Source organism: Rhodococcus sp. PAMC28707, assembly GCF_004795915.1.
Taxonomy (GTDB): domain Bacteria; phylum Actinomycetota; class Actinomycetes; order Mycobacteriales; family Mycobacteriaceae; genus Rhodococcoides.
On the sequence record NZ_CP039253.1, the window covers coordinates 4,483,435 to 4,505,197 of the forward strand.

Genomic DNA, 21,763 nt, shown 5'->3' on the forward strand with positions numbered 1-21,763 from the left:
CTATGGCAATGATCAACTTCCTGCGGGACGACGACCTGACTCCGCAGCAGCAGGGCGAGGTTCTCGCCATCGCCGCCGAACTCAAGCGCGCTCCGTTCTCGAAACGACCACTCGAGGGACCCCAGGGCATCGGAGTCATCTTCGAGAAGAATTCCACCCGGACTCGGTTTTCCTTCGAGCTCGGGATTGCACAGCTCGGCGGTCATGCTGTCGTCGTCGATGGCCGCGACACTCAGCTGGGGCGTGAAGAAACTCTGCAGGACACCGGCAGGGTGCTCTCGCGATACGTCGAAGCGGTCGTGTGGCGCACGTTCGGGCAGAAGCGACTCGAACAGATGGCCTCTGGTGCCACCGTCCCGATCGTCAATGCGCTTTCCGACGAGTTCCATCCGTGCCAGGTACTCGCCGATCTGCAGACTCTCGCCGAGCAGAAGGGCTCGTTGACGGGCCTGGAACTCGCGTACTTCGGTGACGGCGCGAACAACATGGCGCATTCGCTTCTCCTCGGCGGCGTCACCGCGGGAATCAATGTGACGATTGCCGCGCCGAAGGAGTTCGCACCGCGGGACTACGTGCTCGAGGCCGCTAGGGCGCGCGCTGCGCAGACGGGGGCCACGATCACGATCACCGACGACCCCCAGGCCGCAGCCACGGGTGCAGACGCGCTGGTTACCGATACGTGGACTTCGATGGGCCAGGAGAACGACGGTCTCGATCGCGTCGCACCGTTTCGGCCGTACCGGATCGATGCCGAGCTGTTGGCGCTCGCCGAACCCGACGCCGTCGTGCTGCATTGCTTGCCCGCTCATCGCGGGGAGGAGATCACCGACGAAGTTCTCGACGGGCCTCGCAGTGTCGTATGGGACGAGGCCGAAAACCGGTTGCACGCACAGAAGGCATTGCTGGTCTGGCTGCTAGAGCAGGCGCGACGGCCGTGAGCGAGCAGGTGTCGTCGATGCCACCGACGCAGTCGATGCCACCGACGCAGTCGATGCCACCGACGCAGTCGATGCCGTTGACGGCGTCCACGCGGGCGGGCAGGCAGGCGCGCATCGTGTCCCTGCTGTCGACACACCAGGTGCGCAGTCAGCCTGAGCTTGCATCGTTACTGGTCGCCGAAGGTATCGATGTGACCCAGGCGACCCTCTCGCGCGATCTAGACGAGCTCGGAGCCGTCAAACTTCGTGCGGCCGACGGAGGTGCCGGGGTCTACGTGGTACCCGAGGACGGCAGCCCTGTTCGGGGAGTATCGGGCGGTACGGACCGACTCACTCGCATGCTCGGCGAGCTGCTCGTATCGACGGACTGGAGCGGGAATCAAGCTGTTCTCCGAACTCCGCCGGGCGCTGCGCACTACCTCGCCAGCGCGCTCGACCGGGCATCGTTGAGGGAGATTGTGGGAACGATTGCCGGGGATGACACCATTTTGGTGATCGCCCGCGAACCACTCACCGGAAAAGAGCTCGCGGACAAGCTGGAAAGATTGGCCAGACGCGCGGATTAGCAGTCCCGCCGACGGCAAAACCGAGAATTATCCACAGCTACAAAGGAGCGCATACATCATGGCCGAACGCGTCATTCTCGCCTACTCGGGCGGATTGGACACCTCCGTCGCCATCAGCTGGATCGGCAAGGAGACCGGTAAAGAGGTCGTCGCCGTCGCCATCGATCTGGGTCAGGGCGGTGAGGACATGGAGGTCGTGCGCCAGCGCGCCCTCGATTGTGGTGCTGTCGAGGCCGTCGTCGTCGACGCTCGGGACGAGTTCGCCGACGAGTACTGCTTGCCGACGATTCAGAACAATGCGCTGTACATGGATCGCTACCCGCTGGTGTCTGCTATCAGCCGTCCGCTGATCGTCAAGCATCTAGTCGAGGCTGCTCGTTCGCACGGTGGCACAGTCGTTGCACACGGTTGCACAGGTAAGGGCAACGACCAGGTCCGCTTCGAGGTCGGGTTCAACACACTCGCACCCGAGCTCGACGTCCTCGCTCCCGTTCGCGATTACGCCTGGACGAGGGAGAAGGCGATTGCGTTCGCCGAAGAGAACAAGATTCCGATCAACGTCAGCAAGAAGTCGCCTTTCTCGATCGATCAGAACGTGTGGGGCCGTGCAGTCGAGACCGGCTTCCTCGAAGATCTGTGGAACGCCCCGACGAAGGACGTCTACGACTACACCCAAGATCCATCGGCCAACTGGACCGCCCCGGACGAGCTCATCATCGGCTTCGACAAGGGTCGCCCGGTCAGCATCGACGGCCGTCCGGTGTCGGTTCTCGAAGCGATCCAGGAACTGAACACGCGGGCGGGCGCTCAGGGTGTCGGCCGTCTCGATGTTGTCGAGGACCGTCTCGTGGGCATCAAGAGTCGCGAGATCTACGAGGCCCCCGGCGCGATGGTCCTGATCCGCGCGCACGAGGAACTCGAGCACGTCACCCTCGAGCGTGAGCTCGGACGCTACAAGCGGCATACCGATCAGAAGTGGGCCGAGTTGGTGTACGACGGTCTGTGGTATTCCCCGCTCAAGGGTGCGCTCGATACGTTCAACGAGCACACCCAAGAGCACGTGTCCGGCGAGATCCGCCTTGCGCTGCATGCGGGTTCCATCAGCGTCAACGGACGCCGTAGCGACAAGTCGCTGTACGACTTCAACCTCGCGACGTACGACGAGGGCGACACTTTCGATCAGTCTTCCGCCAAGGGCTTCGTCCAGCTTCATGGGTTGTCGTCGAAGATCGCCCACAAGCGGGATCTGGGATTGTGAGTTCGGCCGGCGCTCACGGCACCAACGAGGGGTCGCTGTGGGGCGGACGCTTTGCGTCCGGCCCCGCAGCGGCCATGGCCGCACTGAGTAAATCAACCCATTTCGATTGGGTGCTCGCGCCCTACGACATTCGGGCCTCGATGGCACATGCCCGCGTCCTCAACGGCGCAGGTTTGCTGACAGCTCAGGATCTCGAGACGATGCTCGCCGGTTTGCAGGGGTTGGCCGACGACGTCGCCTCGGGCGCGTTCGTGGCAGCGGAGTCCGACGAGGACGTCCACGGTGCACTGGAACGGGGTCTGATCGACCGGGTGGGAGCCGAGGTGGGCGGACGTCTTCGGGCAGGCCGCTCACGCAACGACCAAGTCGCGACACTGTTCCGTATGTGGCTACGTGACGCTGTTCGTCGGGTATCGACGGGTGTACTCGATGTAGTGGATTCCCTTGCAACGCAGGCTGCGTCGCATTCGAGCGCGGTCATGCCAGGGAAGACGCATTCGCAGGCGGCGCAGCCGGTTCTTCTGGCACATCATCTCCTCGCTCACACTCATCCATTGTTGCGAGATGTTCAGCGATTCGTGGACTTCGACGTCAGGGCCGCTGTGTCGCCGTACGGTTCGGGGGCGTTGGCTGGCTCCTCGCTCGGGTTGAGCCCGGAGAAGATTGCCGCGGAGTTGGGGTTCGACTCCTCGGCGGAGAATTCGATCGATGCAACTTCCTCACGTGATTTCGCCGCTGAGGCGGCTTTCGTCCTGGCGATGACGGCCGTCGACCTCTCGCGTCTGGCGGAGGAGATCATTTCCTGGAGCACGCCGGAGTACGGCTACGTGACGCTGGCCGATGCGTGGTCCACCGGAAGTTCGATCATGCCGCAGAAGAAGAATCCCGACGTCGCGGAGCTGACGCGTGGCAAATCCGGTCGGCTGATCGGAAATCTCACGGGATTGTTGGCAACGCTGAAGGCTCAGCCACTGGCGTACAACAGGGACTTGCAAGAGGACAAGGAGCCGGTCTTCGACTCCGTCGCACAGTTGGAACTGTTGCTTCCAGCTCTCGCCGGTTTGGTGCAGACCCTCGAGTTTCATGTCGATCGCCTGGCAGAATTGGCGCCGGCAGGCTTCACGTTGGCCACCGATATCGCCGAGTGGCTGGTTCGTCAGGGCATTCCGTTCCGGGTGGCGCATGAGGCTGCAGGTGCTTGTGTCAAGTCAGCCGAGGCACGCGGTGTGGGCTTGGCCGAACTCACCGACGAGGAGTTGTCCGCTATCGACCCGGCTCTGACGCCGGGGGTGCGCACCGTTCTGACCGTCGAGGGATCCATCTCTTCTCGTGATTCACGTGGTGGTACTGCTGCGGTTCAGGTCGCGAAGCAGTTGGGCGGAGTTCGTTCGACGGCGGAGCGTCTTCGGAATTGGGTCGATTCGGGCATCCGAACGCACTGAGACGCAAAACAGTCATGTTCGCCTGATTTCGGACGGGCGTATGGCAAGCTTGCGGAAGCGTGGCAAGTGGGCGGTCGGAGTCCATATCCCGAAATGCAGGGGATCGAACCGGGAGTTGTAGTTGTGGGACTGAATGCAGACGCGGTCCGCGGACCGTTGCGACGTGCGATCGCAACTGCACAAAACGGACTGGAAGTCATCCGTTTGGGCGGGCTCGAAACCGAGGTCGATTCATCTCCCTTCAAGATCGTCGATCGAGAACCGATGTACAAGTTGCGTCGTTATTTTCCCGACGCCTTGGGTACCGATTCCAGGCCTCCGGTCGTTCTCGTTCCGCCGATGATGGTGTCGGCGGACGTATACGACGTGACCACCGACAATGGCGCCGCCGGGATTCTGCACAGGATGGGCCTCGACCCGTGGGTCGTCGATTTCGGTTCGCCCGACACCGAGGAGGGCGGTTGGAGTCGTACCCTCGCCGATCATGTCGTAGCCATCAGCGAGGTCATCGACAAGGTTCACGAGCACACCGGACGTGACGTCCACCTTGCTGGCTATTCTCAGGGTGGGATGTTCTGTTACCAAGCGGCTGCATATCGCGGTGGACGAAACCTGGCCAGCCTCATCACGTTCGGTGCTCCGGTCGACACGCTGGCAGCGCTGCCGCTCGGTATTCCAGCCGGTGTGGCGACGCGCGGCGCCGAGTTCCTTGCCGACCACGTATTCACGCGGCTGGCAGTGTCCGGGTGGATGGCCCGTACTGGATTTCAACTTCTCGATCCAGCCAAGACCGTGCGATCTCGGCTCGATTTTCTACGACAACTCCACGATCGCGAGGCGTTGCTCCCGCGCGAACCACAGCGTCGCTTCCTTGCTCTCGACGGCTGGGTCGCGTGGTCGGGTCCCGCTGTTGCGGAGCTTTTGAAGCAATTCGTGGTGCACAACAGAATGATGACCGGCGGGTTCGTCATCAAGGATCGCCTGCTCACGTTGTCGAATTTGACGGTTCCGGTTCTCGCGTTCATCGGCGAGGTCGACGACATCGGGCAGCCACTGGCCGTGCGCGGCATCAGGCGGGCGGCGCCGCGCGCAGAAGTGTACGAAAGTACGCTTCGCGCAGGGCATTTCGGGCTCGTAGTCGGGAGTTTGGCCGCATCGCAGACGTGGCCGACAACGGGGGAGTGGGTTCGTTGGCGTGAAGGTCTTGGAGACAAGCCCGAAGCGGCGCACGAGATGATGTACGACGAGCACCAGGACACCGAGAGTGGTGTATCGGTGAGCAACCGGATAATCCACACTGCAGCCTCGATTGCCGAGGTTGGAGTAGGGGTCGGCCGTGGACTTGCTTCGGCTGCCGCCGGCGCGGTGCGTGGCACTCGCGAGATCTCCACCGAGGCTGTCCGAACTCTGCCGAGGCTGGCGCGACTCGGTCAGATGCAACCACACACTCTCGTGTCTTTGGGGCGACTCATCGCGGAACAGGGACGAAAGTCGCCCAACGGCGAGTGTTTCCTGTTCGACGACCGTGTCCACACCTACCGGGCCGTCAATGCTCGTATCGACAACGTGGTCAGAGGTCTGCTCGCGTCGGGTGTAAGGCCGTCCGCTCGCATCGGCGTACTGATGGACACTCGCCCCAGCGCGCTGGCGGCCATCGCAGCTTTGTCACGTATCGGCGCTGTCGCAGTACTTTTCCCACCGGGTGGAGATCTCGAGAGCGCGCTGCGGGCGATCGACGTCGACACCGTCATCGCCGATCCCGAGAACATGAAAGCAGCGACTTCGGTGGCCGCCAACGTGCTCGTTCTGGGTGGCGGCGACGCTCGAACTCTCGATATGCACTCGGGTTCCGATGTCGTCGATCTCGAATTGATCGATCCGGACTCGGTGCGATTGCCCGCGTGGTACTCGCCGGATCCTGGCCGTGCCCGGGAACTCGCAGTGGTGCTGTTCACCCCGACCGAGCGTGGGTTGGAACCGCGCTTCATTACCAACCATCGTTGGGCCCTGTCCGCGTTCGGCACTGCAACAGCAGCGGCTTTGGGTACTGGCGACACGGTGTATTGCCTTGCCCCACTTCATCATTCTGCCGGACTGCTGGTCAGCGTGGGCGGCGCACTTGCGGGCGGTTCGCGCATAGCGCTCTCGCGGGGTCTCGAGCCGACCAGATTTGCCGAGGAAGTATCTCGGTACGGCGTCACTGTCATCAGTTACACCTGGGCGATGATGCAGGAAATCCTCGACGACGAGTTGTCGGCTCTGGACCTCAGTCACCCAGTTCGGCTGTTCATCGGGTCCGGAATGCCCGTCGGTCTCTGGAAGCGGACGCTGGAGCGATTCGCGCCTGCACGCGTACTCGAGTTCTATGCCTCCACCGAGAACGACGTCATCCTCGCCAACGTCGGCGGTTCGAAGATCGGCTCCAAGGGACGACCGCTTCCGGGGAGCGCCAGGGTGGCACTTGCCGCCTACGATCCGATCAACGGCCGGCTCGAGGAGGACGAGGACGGTTTCGTTCGCATGTGCCGAGACGATGAGGTCGGACTTCTACTGGGACGTCCGGGGAGCGACGGCGAGGTCACCAGTCCGCTGATGCGCGATGTCTTCCAGCCGGGAGACTCGTGGATTCCGACCGAGAATCTATTCCGACGCGACTCCGACGGGGACTTCTGGCTCGTCGATCGCAAGGACACCGTCGTGAAGACTCGACGCGGAGCGGTCTTCACTCAGCCGATCATCGACGCGTTCGGTGACGTCGAGGATGTCGTGTCGGTTGTCGTGTACGGCGTCGATCCGATCGGTTCGAGCAGCGAACTTCATCGTTCGGATCGACGCATCGACGAGATTGCAGTCTGCGGGGTGTCGGTGCGGGGGGACAACTCGCTTCCGGTCAAAACTGTAGGCGATGTGCTGGCAGTGTTACTGCCGGCTCAGCGCCCTGACATCGTCCACATCGTCGACGAGATTTCGCTTTCTCGTGCGTTCCGGCCAAAGATGACCGAACTGCAGAAGGCTGGGGTTCCGGCTCCGGGTGTCAGGTCCTGGTACTACGACACCGACTCGGGGTCTTACCGACGGTTGACCAAAGCGGTTGTAGCCGAACAGTTCACGAAGAGCTGATAGACCCCCTGCAGGTAGTCGAGGGTGCGATGGATCGGTCATCGGATAAGTTGATCGCACGGACTTCGCTCCGGCCAGGTAGGACAACATCGAGAGAAGGACTTCAGTGGCTATCGATCAGACGCTCCTCAGCATTCTTGCTTGCCCCGTAGACAAGGGGCCATTGTTACTCGTAGAGGGCGAACTGTTGTACAACCCCCGGCTGCAGCGCGCTTATCCGATCGAGAATGGGATTCCAGTGTTGTTGGTTGATGAGGCGCGCGACGTGGAACAGGCCGAGCACGAGACGATTGTGGCGCGGGCACAGTCCTAGTCGCTACCCTCGGGCATCGGCCCGGTGAGGTACCGCTGCAGGATTGGGGCTACCCAGTCGACAACCCGAGCGATGGGCATCGACGCCAGTGGTTCGAGCGCGAGTATGTGCCGGGTGAGCAGCAGTCCAGCCATCTGTGACGCAACGAGGTTCACGCGTTCGAGCGCCGAGCCGATTGGGCTGTCGACTCTTTTCGCGACGTCACGGAGTGCGACCTGCAATAGAAATGTACTGATCAAGGTTGTGTCCCCGGATGCGATCATGGATCGGAACGCTGCGATGGCGGCTTCACCATCTTCTGAGTCCCACACCCTCAGAATCGCCGTTGCCAGGGCGCGACCAAGGTTGTCGTTATCGGCAGTTGCGACAGGTTCCAGAACTTCAGCTGGGTCTGCGGGGAGTGCGATGGCTGCAACGAACAGGCCTCGTTTGGTGCCGAAGTAGTGGTGGACGAGTGCAGAGTCGACACCTGCATCGGTAGCGACGCTGCGGATGGAGGTCGTATCGAAACCGGACCGCGCGAAGCGGGTGCGAGCAGACGCAAGGATCGCCTCCCTGGTTTTCGATTGCCCGGGTCTTCGCCCTGATTTGCTTCCGGCACCGCTCGATTCGGTCACGGGGTTCTCCGTCGCAGCGTTGCCGCTCCAGCACAAAGGGCGAGCACGGTGAAGCCGGCGACTACCGCGATGTCGGCCCCCATTCGCCCAGTGACGCCGGTGTGCAGCGAGACTTCCTGCAGTGCATCGACGGCGTAGGTGAGTGGCAGAAAGTTACTGATGATGTGCAGCCAGTCCGGCATCTGATCCCGCGGAACGAGCAAGCCACATAGGAAGAACTGCGGAAGCACTACCAAGGGCATGAACTGAACTGCCTGGAACTCGGTTTTCGCGAAGGCGCTGCACAGTAGGCCGATCGACACTCCCAACATCGCGACGAGTACAGAAATGACGACAACCCACACCGCTGGTCCGGCCGTCGTCAATCCGAGTGCCCCGAAAGTTACCGCGCAGGCGAGCAGGGCCTGACCGAGTGCAGCTACGGAGAATGCCGAGCCGTAACTCCCCAGCAACTCCAACTTCGACATAGGAGTCGTCAGTAGTCGTTCGAGCGTTCCCGAAGTTCGTTCGCGTTGCATCGCGATGGAGGTGATCAGGAACATCACCACGAAGGGGAGGACGCCGAGCATAGTTATTGCGATGCGGTCGAACAACGACTGCTGGCCGGCCGGTGTCGGGACGTTGGCGTACAGGAAGTAGAGCAGCACCATCAGTAGGGACGGGACCAGCAGGATCATTGCGACGGTTCGACGATCGGCCCGCAGTTGCCGCAGGATCCGCCCGGTACCTGCGGCGTAGATGCGCGCGCTCACGACGCCGCCTCGATCGGTGCGGTGGAAAGGATCAACGAGAGGAATGCTTGTTCGAGGCTGGTTTCCCCCGTCCGGGAGCGGAGTTCGGCTGGACTGAGCTCAGCCAGAATTTTGCCTTCGCGCATCAAGATCAGTCGACTGCAGTGATCGGCTTCTTCCATGGCGTGACTGGATACCAGAATCGTGGTGCCGGATGCGGCGAGGTCGGCAAATCGTTTCCACAACTCGGCGCGGAGTACGGGATCCAGTCCGACGGTCGGTTCGTCGAGGACGATGAATTCGGGTTCGGCGACCAGTGCACTTGCCAGCGATACCCGACCCAGTTGACCTCCGGACAATTCACCCGCCGGCGATGATGCGTGGTCGGTCAGCCCGACGGACTCGATGGCGGAGTCCGCAGTAGCGGCGGTGCGCCCGAACAGCGCGGCAAAGTATGCGACGTTCTCGCGGACAGTCAGATCCCCATAGACGCTGGGGGCCTGCGCTACGTAGCCGACTGTGGCGCGTAGGCGTTTGGACCCGGCAGGGAAGCCGAGCACGGTGACCGTTCCGCTCTGGACTATTTGAGTACCGACGATGGCCCGCATCAACGTTGACTTTCCGCATCCGGAGGGTCCGAGAAGCCCCGTGATGGTGCCGCGTGGGATGGATAAGTTCACATCATCGAGAGCCACTCTTTTTCGGCGTCGAACGGTGAGGTTCGTTATCTCGACGGCATTCACCGAATCGACAGACATAGCAGCGCCTCCTGGATCTCATCATTTGATGATTTCATCGCATGATGAATTTATAACCCCGGCGATGGTCAGCGGTCAAGAGGCGGCATCATAGGACGCGTGGACCTGGCAGAACTCGAATGCGGTAATCCCCCGGAGATGGCACGACGGATACTCGGTGGCACTTTGACCGCTGGCGGCGTCGTGGTTCGAATCGTCGAAGTAGAGGCCTACGGCGGACCGATCGACGGTCCGTGGCCGGACCCGGCCGCGCACTCGTATCGCGGGCAGACGAACCGCAACGCGGTGATGTTCGGATCCGCGGGTCGCCTGTACGTCTACCTCAGCTACGGAATGCACCTCTGCATGAACGTCAGCTGTGGTCCCGACGGGACGCCCGCCGCCGTGCTTCTTCGGGCAGGTGAGGTTGTTGCCGGCCACGACATCGTGGCTGCGCGTCGCCCAGCGGCGCGATCGGCTGCCGCCTTGGCGAGAGGGCCGGGAAATCTCGGCAGCGCGCTCGGAATCGGTCTCGAGGACAACGGAACAGCGCTGTTCGACGCAGATTCGCAGATAACTCTGGCAATGCCCTTGGTTGCTGCGAGCCCCGTTGAGATCGCATCGGGCCCGCGCGTAGGAGTCAGTGTTGCGGCAGAAAGAGAATGGCGATTCTGGATTCGAGGGTCTTCAGCGGTATCGAGCTACCGGCGCAGTCCGAAGGCTCGACTCGTGGGTAAGCCGGAGGCCTGACGACGGCGTCGTAACACACATGCGGGAGAATCGAACCCGTGAGTGAGAACATAATCGACGAATTGACCTGGCGAGGGCTCATCGCGCAGTCCACCGATGTGGACGAGCTGAAGAAGGCGACCGAGGCGGGTCCGATCACACTGTATGCGGGCTTCGATCCGACCGGTCCCAGCCTGCATGCGGGTCACCTGGTCCCGTTGCTCGCGCTGAAACGGTTTCAGCGAGCCGGCCACCGCCCCATCGTCATGGCGGGCGGCGCGACCGGCCTCATCGGCGACCCCAGGGATGTCGGGGAGCGGACCATGAACTCCTCCGATACCGTCCGCGACTGGTCCGACCGCATCCGTGGTCAGCTCGAGCGTTTCGTCGAATTCGACGAAACCGCGACCGGCGCAATTGTGGAGAACAACCTTAACTGGACCGGCGAGCTGTCGGCGATCGATTTCTTGCGGGACATCGGCAAGCATTTCTCCGTCAACGTGATGCTGGCACGGGACACGGTGAAGAAGCGGCTCGACGGCGACGGTATGTCGTACACCGAGTTCAGTTACATGCTTCTGCAAGCGAACGACTACGTGCAGTTGAGGCGCACTTACGGGTGCTCGCTCCAGATCGGTGGGTCCGATCAGTGGGGGAACATCGTTGCAGGAGTGGAACTGAACAGGCGCCAGGACACCGAGTCCGTGCATGGGATGACGGTCCCGTTGGTCACGTCTGCGGATGGAAAAAAATTCGGCAAGTCAACCGGCGGGGGCAGCTTGTGGCTCGACCCCGAGATGACCAGCCCGTATGCCTGGTACCAGTACTTCGTGAACACCGGCGACGCCGACGTGGTGAAGTACCTCCGCTGGTTCACCTTCCTGGACCGAGCTGAGCTGGATGAGCTGGACCTCGCAACCAAAGAGCGACCTCATGCCCGCGAGGCGCAGCGTCGCCTCGCAGCCGAGATGACGACGCTGGTTCACGGTGAAGCGAACACCCGTGCGGTGGAGCTTGCCAGCCAGGCGTTGTTCGGCCGCGCGGAACTGGAAGAGCTCGACGAGACAACTCTTGCCGCGGCACTGCGCGAGGCGTCGATTGCACAGGTGCACGGGGGCGATCCCAAGACGATTGTCGATCTCCTCGTAGCCACTGGGCTGTCGGACAGTAAGGGCGCGGCGCGACGGGCCATAAAGGAAGGTGGCGCTTCGGTGAACAATCAGAAGATCGCCAACGAGGACTGGACACCGAGTGGCAGCGACCTTCTTCATGGGCAGTGGCTGGTGGTTCGCCGTGGAAAGCGGAACTTTGCCGGGGTGCAGATCTCCGGAACTTTGTAATCGGCCCAGTGGTGGCCGGAGTCACATGCGTGTGATTCGGGTGGAAGAGCTGGTAATTGGAGCCCGGACCTCCCGCCACCACGGAGTTTGGCCGGCAGACTTGCAGTGACCTGGGGATTTGACGCGTTGTTCTCCTGGGCGTAACTTTATCCAAGTCAGAGCGAGCCGGACACCGACCTGGTCTTCACGGACAGGGACACGAGGTTGTACGGGGTAGCATTGAAAATCCTGGTTCGGCAAGATGGTGTTGTTGTGTCCGGGTGATCCGATGTGGCGGAGTTATTGACTCAGTCGCTTGGATTAGCTAGGCTGGAACGGTTGCCCCAGGCGCTGCGAGGACATTGTATTCGTGGGTGTGTGGTGTGTGCGTGTTCTTTGAGAACTCAACAGTGTGTCGATGAATGTCAGTGCCGAATTTTATATTTGGTGAAAGCATCCGATGTCGATGATCATCCGCTTGTGGTGGTTATGGTTGGGTGTTGTTTTATAGCTAGTTGAGTTTTTTTGCTAGTGATTTGGCTCTTATGTCTTTGACTGATTAGCAGCTTCGGCTGTGATATCTAGAGTCTTTTACGGAGAGTTTGATCCTGGCTCAGGACGAACGCTGGCGGCGTGCTTAACACATGCAAGTCGAGCGGTAAGGCCCTTCGGGGTACACGAGCGGCGAACGGGTGAGTAACACGTGGGTGATCTGCCCTGCACTCTGGGATAAGCCTGGGAAACTGGGTCTAATACCGGATATGACCTGCTCTCGCATGGGGGTGGGTGGAAAGATTTATCGGTGCAGGATGGGCCCGCGGCCTATCAGCTTGTTGGTGGGGTAATGGCCTACCAAGGCGACGACGGGTAGCCGACCTGAGAGGGTGACCGGCCACACTGGGACTGAGACACGGCCCAGACTCCTACGGGAGGCAGCAGTGGGGAATATTGCACAATGGGCGAAAGCCTGATGCAGCGACGCCGCGTGAGGGATGAAGGCCTTCGGGTTGTAAACCTCTTTCAGCAGGGACGAAGCGCAAGTGACGGTACCTGCAGAAGAAGCACCGGCTAACTACGTGCCAGCAGCCGCGGTAATACGTAGGGTGCGAGCGTTGTCCGGAATTACTGGGCGTAAAGAGTTCGTAGGCGGTTTGTCGCGTCGTTTGTGAAAACCCGGGGCTCAACTTCGGGCTTGCAGGCGATACGGGCAGACTTGAGTGTTTCAGGGGAGACTGGAATTCCTGGTGTAGCGGTGAAATGCGCAGATATCAGGAGGAACACCGGTGGCGAAGGCGGGTCTCTGGGAAACAACTGACGCTGAGGAACGAAAGCGTGGGTAGCAAACAGGATTAGATACCCTGGTAGTCCACGCCGTAAACGGTGGGCGCTAGGTGTGGGTTCCTTCCACGGAATCTGTGCCGTAGCTAACGCATTAAGCGCCCCGCCTGGGGAGTACGGCCGCAAGGCTAAAACTCAAAGGAATTGACGGGGGCCCGCACAAGCGGCGGAGCATGTGGATTAATTCGATGCAACGCGAAGAACCTTACCTGGGTTTGACATACACCGGAAAGCCGTAGAGATACGGCCCCCCTTGTGGTCGGTGTACAGGTGGTGCATGGCTGTCGTCAGCTCGTGTCGTGAGATGTTGGGTTAAGTCCCGCAACGAGCGCAACCCCTATCTTATGTTGCCAGCGCGTTATGGCGGGGACTCGTAAGAGACTGCCGGGGTCAACTCGGAGGAAGGTGGGGACGACGTCAAGTCATCATGCCCCTTATGTCCAGGGCTTCACACATGCTACAATGGCCAGTACAGAGGGCTGCGAGACCGTGAGGTGGAGCGAATCCCTTAAAGCTGGTCTCAGTTCGGATCGGGGTCTGCAACTCGACCCCGTGAAGTCGGAGTCGCTAGTAATCGCAGATCAGCAACGCTGCGGTGAATACGTTCCCGGGCCTTGTACACACCGCCCGTCACGTCATGAAAGTCGGTAACACCCGAAGCCGGTGGCCTAACCCCTTGTGGGAGGGAGCCGTCGAAGGTGGGATCGGCGATTGGGACGAAGTCGTAACAAGGTAGCCGTACCGGAAGGTGCGGCTGGATCACCTCCTTTCTAAGGAGCATTCTCCAGGACATGTACTGCTGAACAGTCAGTAGATGATGGTCTGGCAGAGCCCGTTTAGGTTCCATATGTGAATCTGCGGGAGCTCACGGGTGGAACACTGACAATGAGATCGTGCGTATCGGTTGATCCTTGGTGGTCGGCCGGCACGGTCTATATCGGCATACTGTTGGGTCCTGAGAGAACACGCGTGAGTGTGTTTCTTTCTAGGCAAGACGGATACAGGATCTGGATTGTGGTCATACCGTGCCTCTTCGGGGGTGGCTGGTGCTGCAGTGAGTTCAGGTTGTGTGTGTTGTTTGAGAATTGCACAGTGGACGCGAGCATCTTTGTTGTAAGTAATGAAGAGCGTACGGTGGATGCCTTGGCACCAGGAGCCGATGAAGGACGTAGGAGGCTGCGATAAGCCTCGGGGAGCTGTCAACCGAGCTGTGATCCGAGGGTGTCCGAATGGGGAAACCCAGCACGAGTGATGTCGTGTTACCTGCACCTGAATATATAGGGTGTGTGGAGGGAACGTGGGGAAGTGAAACATCTCAGTACCCACAGGAAGAGAAAACAATTGTGATTCCGTGAGTAGTGGCGAGCGAAAGCGGATGAGGCCAAACTTTGTGCGTGTGATACCCGGCAGGGGTTGCGTATGGAGGGTTGTGGGGTTTACTTTGTCGATTCTGCCGGATCGGCCGACAGTAAGAAATCATGGTGTTAGTCGAAGTGGTCTGGAACGGCCTGTCGTAGAGGGTGAGAATCCCGTAGACGAAAATACTGTGACTGTCGTAGTGAATACCCAAGTAGCAGCGGGCCCGTGAAATCTGCTGTGAATCTGTCGGGACCACCCGATAAGCCTGAATACTCCCTGGTGACCGATAGCGGACTAGTACCGTGAGGGAAAGGTGAAAAGTACCCCGGGAGGGGAGTGAAATAGTACCTGAAACCGTGCGCTTACAATCCGTCAGAGCTGGTGAACAGTTTGTTCTGTTGCTGGTGATGGCGTGCCTTTTGAAGAATGAGCCTGCGAGTTAGTGGCATGTCGCGAGGTTAACCCGTGTGGGGTAGCCGTAGCGAAAGCGAGTCCGAATAGGGCGTATCACCTTCGTGGTGTGTAGTGGCATGCTCTAGACCCGAAGCGGAGTGATCTACCCATGGCCAGGTTGAAGCGACGGTAAGACGTCGTGGAGGACCGAACCCACTTAGGTTGAAAACTGAGGGGATGAGTTGTGGGTAGGGGTGAAAGGCCAATCAAACTCCGTGATAGCTGGTTCTCCCCGAAATGCATTTAGGTGCAGCGTCACGTGTTTCTCATCGGAGGTAGAGCTACTGGATGGTCTAGGGGGCTTACCGGCTTACCGAAATCAGCCAAACTCCGAATGCCGATGAGTGAGAGCGTGGCAGTGAGACTGCGGGCGATAAGGTTCGTAGTCGAGAGGGAAACAGCCCAGATCGCCAGCTAAGGTCCCTAAGCGTGTACTAAGTGGAAAAGGATGTGGGGTCGCGAAGACAACCAGGAGGTTGGCTTAGAAGCAGCCACCCTTGAAAGAGTGCGTAATAGCTCACTGGTCAAGTGATCCTGCGCCGACAATGTAGCGGGGCTCAAGTACACCACCGAAGCTGCGGCACTCATACAATAGCCCGCATGTTCCTTACGAGGAGTGTGCCAGGTGTGTGGGTGGGTAGGGGAGCGTCGTGCAGCCATGGAAGCATCGGAGTGATCCAGGTGTGGAGGCTGTGCGAGTGAGAATGCAGGCATGAGTAGCGAAAGACGAGTGAGAAACTCGTCCGCCGAATGACCAAGGGTTCCTGGGCCAGGTTAATCCGCCCAGGGTGAGTCGGGACCTAAGACGAGGCCGACAGGCGTAGCCGATGGACAACGGGTTGATATTCCCGTACCCGTGTGAACGCGCCCATGGTGAATCAGTGATACTAACTGCCCTGAATCCACGTTACTGATCTCTTTCGAGAGTGAGGGGTGTGGTGGATGCGCAGGACCTGATCTGGTAGTAGCCAAGCGATGGGGTGACGCAGGAAGGTAGCTGGGCCAGTCAGTGGTAATACTGGTGTAAGCCTGTAGGGCGAACGGTAGGCAAATCCGCCGTTCATGATGCCTGAGAGGTGATGCGTAGCCGATTGAGGCGAATTCAGTGATCCTATGCTGCCGAGAAAAGCCTCTAGCGAGCTTTCACACGGCCCGTACCCCAAACCGACACAGGTGGTCAGGTAGAGAATACTAAGGCGATCGAGATAACTATGGTTAAGGAACTCGGCAAAATGCCCCCGTAACTTCGGGAGAAGGGGGACCCTGTCTGGTGATGAACTTTTCGTTCTGAGCTGGGTGGGGTCGCAGAGACCAGTGAGAAGCGACTGTTTACTAAAAACACAGGTCCGTGCGAAGTCGTAAGACGATGTATACGGACTGACGCCTGCCCGGTGCTGGAAGGTTAAGAGGACCGGTTAGTCACTTCGGTGGCGAAGCTGAGAATTTAAGCCCCAGTAAACGGCGGTGGTAACTATAACCATCCTAAGGTAGCGAAATTCCTTGTCGGGTAAGTTCCGACCTGCACGAATGGCGTAACGACTTCTCAGCTGTCTCAACCATAGACTCGGCGAAATTGCATTACGAGTAAAGATGCTCGTTACGCGCGGCAGGACGAAAAGACCCCGGGACCTTCACTATAGCTTGGTATTGGTGTTCGGTTCGGTTTGTGTAGGATAGGTGGGAGACTGTGAAGCGGTGACGCCAGTTACTGTGGAGTCGTTGTTGAAATACCACTCTGATCGTATTGGATACCTTAACCTCGGACCATGATCTGGTTCAGGGACAGTGCCTGGTGGGTAGTTTAACTGGGGCGGTTGCCTCCTAAAATGTAACGGAGGCGCCCAAAGGTTCCCTCAGCCTGGTTGGCAATCAGGTGTCGAGTGCAAGTGCACAAGGGAGCTTGACTGTGAGACTGACACGTCGAGCAGGGACGAAAGTCGGGACTAGTGATCCGGCACCGGCATGTGGAAGCGGTGTCGCTCAACGGATAAAAGGTACCCCGGGGATAACAGGCTGATCTTCCCCAAGAGTCCATATCGACGGGATGGTTTGGCACCTCGATGTCGGCTCGTCGCATCCTGGGGCTGGAGTAGGTCCCAAGGGTTGGGCTGTTCGCCCATTAAAGCGGCACGCGAGCTGGGTTTAGAACGTCGTGAGACAGTTCGGTCTCTATCCGCCGCGCGCGTAAGAAACTTGAGGAAGGCTGTCCCTAGTACGAGAGGACCGGGACGGACGAACCTCTGGTGTGCCAGTTGTTCCACCAGGAGCACCGCTGGTTAGCTACGTTCGGAAGGGATAACCGCTGAAAGCATCTAAGCGGGAAGCCTGTTCCAAGATGAGGTTTCTCACCCCCTCGAGGGGGTAAGGCCCCCGGCAGACCACCGGGTTGATAGGCCAGAACTGGAAGTCGGGTAACCGATGTAGGTGACTGGTACTAATAGGCCGAGGACTTACCACAAAGAAGCTACGCGTCCACTGTGCAATATCTGAAACAGCACACGTTTCAGTGTTACAAAATTGAATGAACCAACACTATCCACCACTGTGTGAATAGCCCGTTGTGTTCCGTGTGTAACTGTTTCATAGAGTTACGGCGGCCATAGCGGAGGGGAAACGCCCGGTCCCATTCCGAACCCGGAAGCTAAGCCCTCCAGCGCCGATGGTACTGCACTCGACAGGGTGTGGGAGAGTAGGTCACCGCCGAACACAGTTTATGATCAAGGGGACCCACCCACGGTGGGTCCCCTTTTTCTGTTTTCACAACTACATCTGATTTCATGATGCAACGCGTACGACCGAGAGGAGCCGCTGTGCCGGAAGACAGCAACGACCGCCGCTCGCAAGGACAGCCCCGCAATGGCGGATCCCAAGGCGCCGGACGATCCGATAACAGCGGACGGCCGGCGAGCGGCCGCAGCGATAATCGTCGTAATGACGGCCCCCCACGTCGTCGGGGAGGCGAGGGCGGATTCACTTCTGATCGCCGTTCCGGTGGCGGCTCCACCGACCGTCGTCCGCCTCGACCCGAAGAGCCGGACCTACCTGACGAGGTTGAGGCCGGACAGCTGGAGCCGACAGTTCGTCGAGATCTCCTCAGCTTGGACAAGAGCAACGCAACCGCTGTCGCTCGGCACCTCGTGATGGCGAGTCGCCTCGTAGACGACGATCCTCAACTTGCGCTTTTACATGCTCGCGCGGCTCGACAGCGTGCCGGCCGTGTAGCAGTGGTGCGCGAAACAGCAGGTCTGACCGCATATCACGCCGGTGAATGGGCCGAGGCCCTTTCGGAGCTGCGCGCTGCTAGAAGGATGGCTGGCGGACCAGGTCATGTGGCTGTCATGGCAGATTGTGAACGCGGGCTTGGAAGGCCCGAACGCGCTATCGAACTCGGCCGCAGTGATGAGGCACGTCAGTTGACGGGTGACGAAGCCTCCGAGCTGCGGATCGTCGTGGCTGGCGCGCGGATGGATTTGAGTCAGTTCGACCAGGCTGTCGTTACGCTGCAGACTCCGGACCTCGATGCTTCACGGTCGGGAACTGCAGCAGCTCGCCTGTTCTACGTCTACGCCGACGCGCTTGTCGCTGCAGGTCGTGTCGCCGAAGGTGTCACCTGGTTCCTGAACTCGGCGGCCGCCGACGTAGAGGGCGATACCGATGCAGAAGAGCGGGTGGCCGAGTTGTCCGGCGATGGGCAGTGACGACGCTTCGGCAAAATCACGACGTTCTTCTGCTCGATCTCGATGGCACCGTTTACCAAGGTAAGCATCCCATCGTGGGAGCCGTCGAGGCCCTCGGTAGAGGGACGGAGAAGCAGTTCTTCGTCACCAACAATGCGAGCCGTTCACCGTCCGACGTCGCTGTTCATCTTCGTGAATTGGGCTTCGAGACCTCTGAGGACTTCGTGGTGACCAGTGCGCAGGTGGCGGCCAGAATGTTGGCCGACCGAGTCGAGTCCGGTTCCTCGGTCGTCGTCGTCGGAACGGCCGCCCTGGAAGCAGAGATCACACAGGTCGGTCTGGTACCTGTCCGAAATGCTGATGCTTCGGTACGTGCTGTAGTCCAAGGGCACAGCGTGGCAACCGATTGGTCCAGACTGGCCGAAGCGACCTTCGCTATACGCGCGGGCGCACTGTGGGTGGCGACCAACGTAGATGCCACTCTTCCTACCGAGCGGGGCTTGGCGCCGGGGAACGGATCGATGGTTGCCGCAGTTCGATGGGCGACAGGTGTCGAGCCTCTGGTCGCAGGCAAACCTGCTGCCCCGATAATGCACGATGCGATTCGCTTGAGCTCTGCGCAACGTCCTCTGGTGGTGGGGGATCGTCTCGATACCGATATAGCCGGTGCCATTGCGGCGGATATACCGTCGTTGCTCGTCCTGACCGGGGTCAGCACTGCCCTGGACGCTATTCGTGCGGTCCCGTGGGAGCGTCCGACACACATCGGATTCGACCTGGAAGTTCTCAACCGGCCACCGGTCGAATCCGCGGTCGGCCCCAAGCCAGGCTGGTCTGTACACGTCGAACATGGGGTTTTGATGGTGACCCACGACGGGACTTCCGAAGCGGATGCGCTGAACGGTCTTCTGGCGGCTGCGCATGCTGTGTGGGGATCGCCGAGTGAGGCAACGACGAACTGGGACACGATCTCGATCGTCGGTGACGGGGTGGACAGCCTTCGAGAGCGACTGGCTGCCTGATCCTTCGTTCTCGATGCGTGCAGGCGGACGGGCGGGTGTCGGGGCGATCCGATAGCGTTGACGACGATGAGCGCGTCGATTCCACTCCCAGGGCAACACCGTCAGCACGACGGTCGAGCCGATATGCCCGCAGTCGATCCGAGCGTCGTCGAAGCGGAGGTCGACGAGTTGTTGGCTCGACTTCCTTCGGCGGACGCGTCATTCGGCGACTTGAATACGCATGCGCAGATTCTGGACCACGCACACGAAGTTCTGGTTCAGGCATTGTCTGCAGTGGACAAGAGCTGACGTGGCGCGGCGCGCACGCGTCGACGCCGAACTCGTACGTCGAGGGTTGGCTCGCTCACGTGAACATGCAGTCGACCTCATCGAGGCCGGCCGGGTCAAGATCGCCGGCACCGTAGCCACCAAACCGGCAACGGCAATCGAGCCGGGCACGCCATTGCTCGTCACCGTCGAGGACAATGAAACGAATTGGGCCTCGCGTGGTGCCCACAAGTTGTTGGGTGCGCTCGATGTGTTCGAACAGTCAGGATTCTCGGTAGCAGGAAAACGCTGTCTCGACGCCGGCGCATCGACGGGTGGGTTCACCGATGTCCTGTTGAGTCGGGGCGCACGTGAGGTCGTCGCGGTGGACGTCGGATACGGCCAGCTCGTGTGGCGGTTGCAGTCCGACGAACGTGTGCATGTAGTCGATCGAACCAACGTACGTTCCATCGACGCAGAGGCGATCGGTGGTGCGGTGGAGGTCATCGTGGCCGACCTGTCGTTCATTTCGCTCAAGCTGGTTCTACCGGCATTCGTAGCCTGCACAGGCCCGGAAACCGACCTCGCGTTGATGGTGAAGCCTCAGTTCGAAGTCGGCAAGGACCGTGTTGGATCGGGAGGGGTCGTCCGCGATCCTGCTCTGCGAGCCGAGACTGTCGTCGATGTCGCGGAAGCGGCGGCTGCGCTGGGTCTCCGCCTCAAAGGAGTGACGGCAAGTCCGCTCCCGGGGCCGTCGGGCAACGTCGAGTATTTTTTGTGGTTACGATCGCAGTCTGTCGTGCACCCGAGCGAGTCTGTGCGCGACGACACTGCAGCGCTGGTGCAGCGCGCGGTAGAAGAAGGGCCACAGTGACAGTGCGTAGCGCCGCCAGGGGACACTGGCACGGGCCCACGACAACAGAGGGACCACGGTGACGACGCCAGATCCGACAGTGCAGCCTGTGCCGGTTCGCGAGGTATTGCTGGTTGCCCACCCGGGCAGGCCCGATATCGCCGAGACGGCGCTTCGAGTCGCAAAGGTGTTCGGCGAAGCTGGTATCAGATTGCGGGTACTCGTCGATGAGGTGCATTCGAGCCGCATCGAGGCTTCCGGGGTACGTGAAGCCGAGGTTGCACTGGTGGAGGAGCTCGAGCTCAAGGTAGTCGAATTCGGCCCCGATGCCGCATTGGGTTGTGAATTGGTGCTGGTGCTCGGAGGCGACGGGACGTTTCTCCGTGCAGCCGAGCTCGCTCGTGCGGCGTCCATCGCCGTTCTTGGGATCAACCTCGGGCGTATCGGATTTCTCGCCGAGGCCGAGGCGGACCATCTCGAGGACGCGTTGGCTCGCGTCGTGAGCGGTGACTATCGAATCGAGAATCGGATGACTCTCGATATCAACATTCGCGTCGGCGATCAGGTCGTCGGACGAGGATGGGCCTTGAACGAAGCGAGCATCGAGAACGGTTCTCGGCTCGGTGTCCTCGAGGTGGTACTCGAGGTCGACGACCGTCCGGTGTCGGCATTCGGCTGTGACGGCGTACTCATCGCCACTCCGACAGGTTCCACTGCGTACGCATTCTCGGCGGGCGGGCCAGTTGTGTGGCCGGAACTGGAAGCGATTCTTGTGGTTCCCAGCAATGCACATGCGTTGTTTGCGCGGCCGTTGGTGACCAGTCCCAATTCTTTCATTGCCGTCGAGACCGATGCCGGCGGTCATGAGGCTCTGGTGTTCTGTGACGGCAGGAGAACTCTGACGCTGCCGGCGGGCGGACGCGTAGAGGTGATCCGGGGCGCCGAGCCGATCAAATGGGTCCGACTGGATTCGGCGCCTTTCGCCGATCGAATGGTGACCAAGTTTGCATTGCCCATCAAGGGATGGCGGGGGAGGGCGAGGTAG

16 protein-coding genes and 3 rRNA genes are annotated in these 21,763 nt (G+C 60.4%); 16 read left to right on the forward strand and 3 right to left on the reverse strand.

Going from position 1 to position 21,763, the window contains the following annotated elements:
• Nucleotides 1–2: 2 nt before the first annotated feature.
• From argF to E5720_RS20465, 6 genes are all read left to right on the forward strand, one after another.
• Nucleotides 3–938 carry an ornithine carbamoyltransferase gene (gene argF, locus E5720_RS20440; RefSeq protein ID WP_136172145.1) on the forward strand — a complete coding sequence of 312 codons (936 nt, stop codon included), beginning with the start codon at nt 3–5 and terminating at the stop codon, nt 936–938.
• 77 nt (nt 939–1,015) lie between these two features.
• Nucleotides 1,016–1,504, forward strand: a complete 489-nt coding sequence (locus E5720_RS20445) for an arginine repressor (protein WP_136172853.1) — start codon at nt 1,016–1,018, stop codon at nt 1,502–1,504.
• Nucleotides 1,505–1,562: 58 nt separating this feature from the next.
• On the forward strand, nt 1,563–2,762 hold the full coding sequence (locus tag E5720_RS20450) for an argininosuccinate synthase (protein WP_088945530.1): 1,200 nt from the start codon (nt 1,563–1,565) through the stop codon (nt 2,760–2,762).
• The gene (argH, locus tag E5720_RS20455) at nt 2,759–4,204 is read left to right on the forward strand and encodes an argininosuccinate lyase (protein WP_136172146.1); all 1,446 of its coding nucleotides are present in this window, start codon (nt 2,759–2,761) and stop codon (nt 4,202–4,204) included. The genes E5720_RS20450 and argH overlap by 4 nt, the downstream gene beginning before the upstream one ends.
• 93 nt (nt 4,205–4,297) lie before the next feature.
• Entirely contained in the window at nt 4,298–7,324 is a 3,027-nt protein-coding gene (locus E5720_RS20460) for an AMP-binding protein (RefSeq protein WP_136172147.1), read from the forward strand.
• A gap of 106 nt (nt 7,325–7,430) precedes the next feature.
• Nucleotides 7,431–7,637 carry a Trm112 family protein gene (locus E5720_RS20465; RefSeq protein ID WP_136172148.1) on the forward strand — a complete coding sequence of 69 codons (207 nt, stop codon included), beginning with the start codon at nt 7,431–7,433 and terminating at the stop codon, nt 7,635–7,637.
• Here E5720_RS20465 and E5720_RS20470 read toward each other — a convergent pair.
• Genes E5720_RS20470 through E5720_RS20480 form a run of 3 tightly spaced genes read right to left on the reverse strand, consistent with a single transcriptional unit; the run spans nt 7,634 to nt 9,743 of the window.
• Nucleotides 7,634–8,254, reverse strand: a complete 621-nt coding sequence (locus tag E5720_RS20470; RefSeq protein ID WP_136172149.1) for a TetR family transcriptional regulator — start codon at nt 8,252–8,254, stop codon at nt 7,634–7,636. The genes E5720_RS20465 and E5720_RS20470 overlap by 4 nt on opposite strands.
• The gene (locus E5720_RS20475; RefSeq protein WP_136172150.1) at nt 8,251–9,006 is read right to left on the reverse strand and encodes an ABC transporter permease; all 756 of its coding nucleotides are present in this window, start codon (nt 9,004–9,006) and stop codon (nt 8,251–8,253) included. The genes E5720_RS20470 and E5720_RS20475 overlap by 4 nt, the downstream gene beginning before the upstream one ends.
• The gene (locus tag E5720_RS20480; RefSeq protein WP_136172151.1) at nt 9,003–9,743 is read right to left on the reverse strand and encodes an ABC transporter ATP-binding protein; all 741 of its coding nucleotides are present in this window, start codon (nt 9,741–9,743) and stop codon (nt 9,003–9,005) included. The genes E5720_RS20475 and E5720_RS20480 overlap by 4 nt, the downstream gene beginning before the upstream one ends.
• 138 nt (nt 9,744–9,881) lie before the next feature.
• On the opposite strand from E5720_RS20480, the gene E5720_RS20485 reads away from it, so the two are divergent.
• From E5720_RS20485 to E5720_RS20530, 10 genes are all read left to right on the forward strand, one after another.
• Nucleotides 9,882–10,472 carry a DNA-3-methyladenine glycosylase gene (locus tag E5720_RS20485; protein ID WP_136172854.1) on the forward strand — a complete coding sequence of 197 codons (591 nt, stop codon included), beginning with the start codon at nt 9,882–9,884 and terminating at the stop codon, nt 10,470–10,472.
• 38 nt (nt 10,473–10,510) lie between these two features.
• On the forward strand, nt 10,511–11,791 hold the full coding sequence (tyrS, locus tag E5720_RS20490; RefSeq protein ID WP_136172152.1) for a tyrosine--tRNA ligase: 1,281 nt from the start codon (nt 10,511–10,513) through the stop codon (nt 11,789–11,791).
• A 569-nt stretch (nt 11,792–12,360) separates the two neighbouring features.
• Nucleotides 12,361–13,878 (forward strand): 16S ribosomal RNA (locus E5720_RS20495).
• A 341-nt stretch (nt 13,879–14,219) separates the two neighbouring features.
• Nucleotides 14,220–17,378 (forward strand): 23S ribosomal RNA (locus E5720_RS20500).
• Between the two features lie 131 nt (nt 17,379–17,509).
• Nucleotides 17,510–17,626 (forward strand): 5S ribosomal RNA (rrf, locus tag E5720_RS20505).
• Together the 16S, 23S and 5S rRNA genes form the textbook arrangement of a ribosomal RNA operon.
• Before the next feature lie 104 nt (nt 17,627–17,730).
• Nucleotides 17,731–18,618, forward strand: a complete 888-nt coding sequence (locus E5720_RS20510; protein ID WP_136172153.1) for a hypothetical protein — start codon at nt 17,731–17,733, stop codon at nt 18,616–18,618.
• Nucleotides 18,615–19,619, forward strand: a complete 1,005-nt coding sequence (locus E5720_RS20515; protein ID WP_136172154.1) for an HAD-IIA family hydrolase — start codon at nt 18,615–18,617, stop codon at nt 19,617–19,619. The genes E5720_RS20510 and E5720_RS20515 overlap by 4 nt, the downstream gene beginning before the upstream one ends.
• Before the next feature lie 66 nt (nt 19,620–19,685).
• Complete coding sequence (locus tag E5720_RS20520; protein ID WP_136172155.1) at nt 19,686–19,907, forward strand: hypothetical protein; 222 nt, start codon at nt 19,686–19,688, stop codon at nt 19,905–19,907.
• 1 nt (nt 19,908) lies between these two features.
• The gene (locus E5720_RS20525) at nt 19,909–20,739 is read left to right on the forward strand and encodes a TlyA family RNA methyltransferase (RefSeq protein WP_136172156.1); all 831 of its coding nucleotides are present in this window, start codon (nt 19,909–19,911) and stop codon (nt 20,737–20,739) included.
• 79 nt (nt 20,740–20,818) lie between these two features.
• A complete protein-coding gene (locus tag E5720_RS20530; RefSeq protein WP_136172855.1) occupies nt 20,819–21,763 on the forward strand; it encodes an NAD kinase in 945 nt (314 codons plus the stop codon).